Genomic DNA, 6,511 nt, shown 5'->3' on the forward strand with positions numbered 1-6,511 from the left:
GATGTGCGTTCAGGCTCAGTCAAGCGCGTCGCCTCCGCCGTTGGCGAAGGTTCAATGTCGGTCCAGTTCGTACACGAATTTTTGAAAGAGAGGTGAGCTGATGTCGAACGGAACCTGCGCTCATCTTCCCGCGATCACGACGGTCAAACATGCCCAACGGCGCGAGTGCGCTGAATGCGTGGAGATCGGCGCGCGATGGGTGCATCTGCGCACCTGTCAGAATTGCGGCGCGACGCTTTGTTGCGACGACTCACCAAACCGACATGCGACAAAGCATGCGAGTGCGAGCGGGCACCCGGTGATTGCGTCGGCGCAGCCTGGCGAGCGTTGGCTATATTGTTATCCAGACGACGCGTTCGCGGAATACTGAGCAATGCAGCGGACCGCGGTTTGAAGGACAAAATCGACAAGGTGATTGAGTCGATAGAACCGACAGCGAAGCAACGGTCCGATCCGCACTGGTAACGTCGGGAGTACTCGTAGCCCTTTCTCAAATGTGCTGCGGCCTTTCATCGGTGGGCTTGCCACCACATTGATTCGGCGTAGAGCCCGTGAACCCTGTGTGGCAACTGTATTGGTTGTAGTAGTGCTTGAAGCTAAGGAGAGCTTTCGCTCCAGATAGAGCCTGTTCCAGAACAGCAGTTGGTCAATGAACTCGCTGTGACATTCAACGCCTATCAATATTCCTATGTTATTGATTCATAATAGTCGTATAGTGTTTCTTATGTCACAATTCCAAAACCATAACTGTATGATTTATATAATTATAGTGCGAGAACGAGCATCCGGCTTCGAACCAGGGGGTCGGGGGTTCGAGTCCCTCCGGGCGCGCCATAAATCAAAGACTTACGTTGGGTAAAATGGCCACTGTGCTATAAAACAGCTAGTGTGCTATTGAGCAGGTTTCACCCATTCTGGTTTGCGCCGGTAAACCCGCCGGGTAAGCGCGGCATCGGCATGGGCGAGGAGTTGCTAAGCGATTAACACTGAAGTTCATAGCCTCTGCCCTAGATCTTGGTCGACAAACGGCGCTGGATTTCCTATCGTTGCACTGGGTGGTGGTTCCCGTGGTCTGCCCTGAGCGTAAAGCGGATCCGCAGTGCCACCCTGGCGAGCATCGAGGCACATTCGACGAAACAGCAATGGCAACAGCCAAACAGTTCCGCGATGCCCTGGGCACGGCAATCTTCACGCCCAAGATCAGCGAGAGAAAACTGGCGGAAAAACTCGACGCGGTCAAACAGGCCCTGCCAAAGCCGGTGATCTGGCTGCTCGGCAAGGCCCAGTCGGGCAAAAGCGCCCTGATCCGGGCACTCACGGGCCGCGACGATGCCGTCATCGGCAACGGCTTCCAACCCTGCACGCGTACCGCGCGCCTCTACGACTTCCCCGACACAACGCACTGTTTCGTCCGCTTCCTGGACACCCGGGGTCTGGGCGAGGTCGATTACGACCCGACCGAGGACATGCGCTTATTCGGGCAGCAGGCACATCTCTTGATGGTCGTGATGAGAGCGATGGATCACGCGCAACAGGAGGTGTTACAGGCCTTGCGGGCAATCCTGAAGGAACACCCTGGGTGGCCGGTGATCGTGGTTCAGACCACTCTGCATGAAGGTTATCCTAACCGGGCTACGCCGCATCTCGATCCTTATCCCTATGCCGGCACTCCCTGGCCGCCGACCGTGCCCGAGGATCTTGCACGCTCGCTGCTCAAGCAGCGGGAGTGGTTTGCCGGTATCGAGGCGGCTTTTGTGGCGCTGGATTTCACCTTGCCCGAAGACGGCTACGCGCCAGTCCATTACGGGCTCGACTCGCTATGGGCGGCGATCGAGGCCGCCCTGCCTTTGGGGTTGCGGGCGCTGTTCCAGAGCACTGAACACGTGGAACAACTCCGCGACATCTATGCCCGGACCGCCCACCCCCACATCCTGACCTATGCCTTCCTCGCCGGAGGTCTGGAGGCTATTCCGATCCCCATGGTCAGCGTGCCGTTTGTATTGTCGCTGCAGGCGAAGATGCTGCAGGCCATTGCCTCTATCTATCATCAGGAGCTCGACCGCCAGCGCTACGCAGAGATCGCGAGCACCCTCGGCCTGGGCTATCTCTTGCGTTGGGGCGGCAGGGAGTTGATCAAGTTCATCCCGGCGTACGGGACCGCGGTCGCCTCGGTGTACACCGCTGGCGTAACCTATGCCCTGGGCAAGACCCTGTGTTGGTATTTCAGCTCGATAAAGCAGGGACACGTGCCTGACAAGGCGGTGTTCGAGCGGATCTACGCGGAGGAATTGCGGGCGGGGCGGGAATTGCTAGCGCGCTACGTGCAGGCGCTACGGTCTTGAATATGCTTATTTTTCTTCAGGGCCTTGCACCGTCATGACCACCCGGGCTCATCGATGAAGTTTTCGCCCCGCTGGCTGGTGGCGATTGCGGTGATCGTCCTGCCTGCCATCACCCTGCTGCCGCTGGGACTCGTGTGGTTATGGCAACAGGGGTTGATCCTGGAGTGGCTGCTGGTACTGGTGTGCCTGGCTGGGGCCGCCTGGCTGATGCTGGTATGGCTGAACCGTAAGCGCACGGTCGCGCTCACGGACAAACCCGAGGTGCAACCAGACCCCCACTGGCCGGACCGCAACCGCGCCGCCTGGGATAAGGCCACCGCGATCACGGAGAAGCTCACGCTCGCGGACTACCCGCTCGACGACCCCGCCAGACTCATCGAGCTGGGCCGAGAGACGATCACGGCCGTCGCCCGGCATTATCACCCGAAATCGAAAAATGCGCCGCTCGAGATCGCGATCCCCTATCTCCTCATGATCATCGAGCTGGTCAGCAAGGATCTGAGAATACTCCTCGATAACATCCCCTTCAGTCATATGCTGACCATCCACGACCTGATGCGCGGCCATAGTCTCGCGAGCTTCGCGAGCAAGTGCTACGACGTATACCGGCTGGGTTCCCTGGCCATCAATCCCGTGGGGGCGGTGTTGCGCGAGCTGCGCGACCTGAGCGCGCACCAGGCCCTGAGATACCCCGCCGATGAGATCAAGACCTGGTTATTGCAGAGCTATGTGAAGCAGGTCGCCTACTACGCGATCGAGCTTTACAGTGGGGCCTTGACCTTGAGCGATCGGCCAACTGATGAATATATAACGAGGTACTCCCGCACAGACCTTGAGCGCCGGGCGCCGCCCGCTGAGGAACCATTGCGGCTGCTCGTGCTGGGCCAGGTCAAAGCCGGTAAATCCAGCCTCATAAATGCCCTCTTCGGCGAGCTTCGGGCCATGACCGATGTGCTACCCCTGACCCCCGGGATCACCTCCTACGTATTGGAGCGCGATGAAGCCGGAAGGATGATCGTCCTCGATAGCGCGGGTTATGCCGGGCCGACGGCAGATCAGGGATTCGATGACGCAGAGGCCGAACTCTTGCGCAGCGACCTGATCCTACTCGTGTGCTCGGCCACCAACGCCGCGCGACAGGCGGACCGGCAGCTAGTTGATAATATCAATGCCCTGTTTCAGCGCCGTACCGACTTGATCACGCCCCCGCTCCTGGTCGTCCTGACCCATGTCGACCAGCTCCGTCCCCTGCGTGAATGGGACCCGCCCTACAATATCGCCCAACCCAAGCGGCCCAAGGAGCAGGCGATCCGAGGGGCCATGGAGGCAACGGCCGAAGACCTGGGAATCGATGCGAGCGATGTGATCGCGGTTAACCTACTGCCTGGACAGATATACAATATCGAAGAAGGGGTGATTCCTGGGATCCTTGGCAAGCTCGATCACGCGCAACGGGTGAAATACCTGCGCTGCCTGCGGGAGCTCAAGCGGGAGGATCATTGGAACCGCCTGCGCGAGCAGGCCTGGAAGGCCGGCCGTATCCTCCTCGATGCCGGTGCGCGCATGGCGGCGAAGACCGTAGAAAGGCTGGGTAACGAGATAAAAGAGGATCGGCCGGCTCGTTAGGGCCGGGATCCTTAGATGTATAATCCGCCGAATGACCAACGCTGCCCGAGAGTAAATTCCTTGCACCTCGTTGCTCGCTCATAGCGCAGTGGGACCTTTAACCCTTCTTCGTGCGCCTTGCGACTTCGCGCCGCCTTTCCGAGATGGCTTCTTCCTTCCGCGTGTCTTTTTAGCGCCGCCGATCTCTTCCAACATGTCGGAGAAGTCGAAGCCGAACAACTGCTTGATCTTCGCGTTGATCGAAGGCATGACGAGGCTATTGCCCACCGTGGAGAGTTCCTCAACGAGGCTGTCAGCAAAGGCGGCTACCTCAGAGCGCTTGCGCCCGGCGGGCTTCATATTCTTGTGTGCGTAGCCGAGAGTATAGCCTAGAGCGAAGCCAGCGGAGAGCGCGCCCACGCTCCAGACAATAGGGTCTTTTTGAAACTGCTCCCGGTAGTCGAGCACCCCACTGAAGGTTTCCTTTACTGACTCGTACTGGTCTTCGACAGTGCCCTTGATTTCCTCGACGGTCTGTGAAATGGACTCGCGCGCCTCCTCCATTTGGCGTTGGAGTTGCGCTTTGCCAGGCTCTCTCCTCCCGCCTGTTCGTAGTGCCGGAGCGCCTTGTGAGTCTCTTTCTTTAGCCACTACCTTCCCCTTAAGTCTGTAAATCGCTTATCGCTAACAGGCGAGCCGGCCTTATGCCCTTTATGACTCTCGCTTCAACCACCGCTTGTCCTTTTCGAGCTCTTCGATGCTCCTTTCGGGCGCGAGGTTCTGTTTCGCCAATCGGTCTTTAGCTCTTATCACGACGGCTGCCCCGATAACCAGACAGATCACGCCCGTAATAATAAAGCCGAGAGAGTACTTGACCGGCTGGCTGAGCAGAGTCTTTTCGAATAGCGCGGAAACCAGGAAGGCTATAGCCACGTTCAGCAGCGAGAACCCGACGGCTGCGATTATACCCCCCACGCCGATAGAGACGCGCCCGCGCACATAAGCGTTTACGTCTTCTTTGATCTCGAGCTTCAGCAGGCCGAGTTTGGTGTCGAGTAGAGTGACTATATCTTCGCTCAGGCGACCAATCAGCGAGGGAAAGCTTTCGCCGCCCGCATCCGGGTTGGCGCCGGTTGCTCTCTTTTCAATATCGCCCATGCCTTATGCCTCCTTTATGGATTTGACAATTAGCCCCTGGGGCGGTTTTATCGTCAGCCTGGCCCGGTGCTTCAGGGCATAATCACCCGACGGGCTTGAACGCACGAAGGCATAAACCGCCCCGAAATTCCAATCATGGAGTTGCTCACCCGACCATGAGCCACGACCGAAGGCTTACTTGCTAGATTTGCCGCCAGGCTTTCCGGTAGACTTCCCGCCCTTGTTTCCGCCTTGCTTATTGAGACCCGCAGCTTCTTCGCTCGTACTCGCAGCCTCTTCGAGCGGACCTATGATAGCGCGAACTGCGCCCGCAGCCGCTCCGGCCAGGACTTTGACGGCCGTTTTCTGTATTTGCGTTTTAGCGGCTGAACCCTTTTTAGCGCTGCCCTTAGTACCGCCTTTCTTACTCGCGGACTGCTTGCTTGCAGACGCTTTTTTGCTTGCTTTTTTTGCTGGCATCCTTTTTCTCCTTGAGTGATGGTTTTTGAACGCCATCGTTATGCGGTCGTGAGATGGGCGTCCGGTGATGCATTCGCTCAGTTGCGTTTCATAATAAGAAATTCAATGCCATTTCTCAACTGATTCCTGATTCCTGATGTGGTTTGAGAGCCTGAGCCTCGGCGAGACTCCCTGATGGGTGCAGTGAACGGCGCCAACTTTAGTATCAACTGTTCCACACTCACCCCTTCACGCCTTTCACTCTTTCGCCCCTTCGCCTCTTTCCGTCCCTTCCGGTGCTTGAGGGGGGGAAATGACGAGATTCTCTTTCGGTTCGCTGTATAGCGCGCTCTCGGTGTATTTCTGGTGCAAATACTTAAACCCAACCACGAGCGCCGCACTCGCGGGCAGCGCCAGCAGCACACCGAAAAACCCGAACAACTGGCCAAAAGCGAGCAGCGCAAAAATCACCAATACCGGATGCAGCCCGATGCGGTCTCCCACCAACCAAGGTGTGACGACCATTCCTTCCAGTAATTGCCCGAGGAAGAAAACGATCCACACCGGGACCAACCCTCCGAAACTTTGGAATTGAATCAATCCGGCGAGCGTCGCGAGCACGAACCCGACGATCGCGCCGAGATAAGGAACAAAAGTGAGCATCCCCGCCAGGATGCCGATTGGCAGCGCAAAGTCCAGACCCACGAGCCAAAGGCCCGTGACATAAAAAACGCTTTGCAACAGCATGACCGACGATTGACCGCGTAAAAATTGTCCCAGGACTTTGTCGACGTCGCGAGCCATAGAAATGGTTTCGTCTCGAGCGCGTTTTGGAATCGTCTCACCGATACGCGCAATCATGAGGTCCCAGTCGCGCAATACGTAAAACAACACCACCGGCACGAGCACCAGATTAATCACGAATTCGACTAATGCGAGACCACCGGTTTTCAAACTAGGTATCAGCT

7 protein-coding genes are annotated in these 6,511 nt (G+C 57.5%); 3 read left to right on the forward strand and 4 right to left on the reverse strand.

All coding sequences use genetic code 11. The features are described 5' to 3' along the window. Nucleotides 1-100: 100 nt before the first annotated feature. The 3 genes from M3436_18305 (at nucleotide 101) to M3436_18315 (ending at nucleotide 3,968) form a co-directional block, all read left to right on the forward strand. On the forward strand, nucleotides 101-370 hold the full coding sequence (locus M3436_18305) for a UBP-type zinc finger domain-containing protein (protein MDQ3565958.1): 270 nt from the start codon (nucleotides 101-103) through the stop codon (nucleotides 368-370). Nucleotides 371-1,142: 772 nt separating this feature from the next. Further along, the gene (locus M3436_18310) at nucleotides 1,143-2,342 is read left to right on the forward strand and encodes a 50S ribosome-binding GTPase (GenBank protein ID MDQ3565959.1); all 1,200 of its coding nucleotides are present in this window, start codon (nucleotides 1,143-1,145) and stop codon (nucleotides 2,340-2,342) included. A gap of 54 nt (nucleotides 2,343-2,396) precedes the next feature. Next, on the forward strand, nucleotides 2,397-3,968 hold the full coding sequence (locus M3436_18315; GenBank protein ID MDQ3565960.1) for a GTPase domain-containing protein: 1,572 nt from the start codon (nucleotides 2,397-2,399) through the stop codon (nucleotides 3,966-3,968). A gap of 78 nt (nucleotides 3,969-4,046) precedes the next feature. Here the strand turns inward: M3436_18315 and M3436_18320 are convergent, their stop codons facing one another. From M3436_18320 to M3436_18335, 4 genes are all read right to left on the reverse strand, one after another. Continuing rightward, nucleotides 4,047-4,511, reverse strand: a complete 465-nt coding sequence (locus tag M3436_18320; protein ID MDQ3565961.1) for a hypothetical protein — start codon at nucleotides 4,509-4,511, stop codon at nucleotides 4,047-4,049. Between the two features lie 147 nt (nucleotides 4,512-4,658). Beyond that, nucleotides 4,659-5,105, reverse strand: coding sequence for a phage holin family protein (locus M3436_18325; GenBank protein MDQ3565962.1), 447 nt, complete (start codon nucleotides 5,103-5,105; stop codon nucleotides 4,659-4,661). Nucleotides 5,106-5,279: 174 nt separating this feature from the next. Then, nucleotides 5,280-5,564, reverse strand: coding sequence for a hypothetical protein (locus M3436_18330; GenBank protein MDQ3565963.1), 285 nt, complete (start codon nucleotides 5,562-5,564; stop codon nucleotides 5,280-5,282). Between the two features lie 237 nt (nucleotides 5,565-5,801). Continuing rightward, nucleotides 5,802-6,511, reverse strand: a 710-nt coding sequence (locus tag M3436_18335) for an AI-2E family transporter (protein MDQ3565964.1), incomplete at its 5' end; no start/stop codon positions are given.

This window comes from Pseudomonadota bacterium (assembly GCA_030859565.1).
GTDB lineage: Bacteria > Pseudomonadota > Gammaproteobacteria > JACCXJ01 > JACCXJ01 > USCg-Taylor.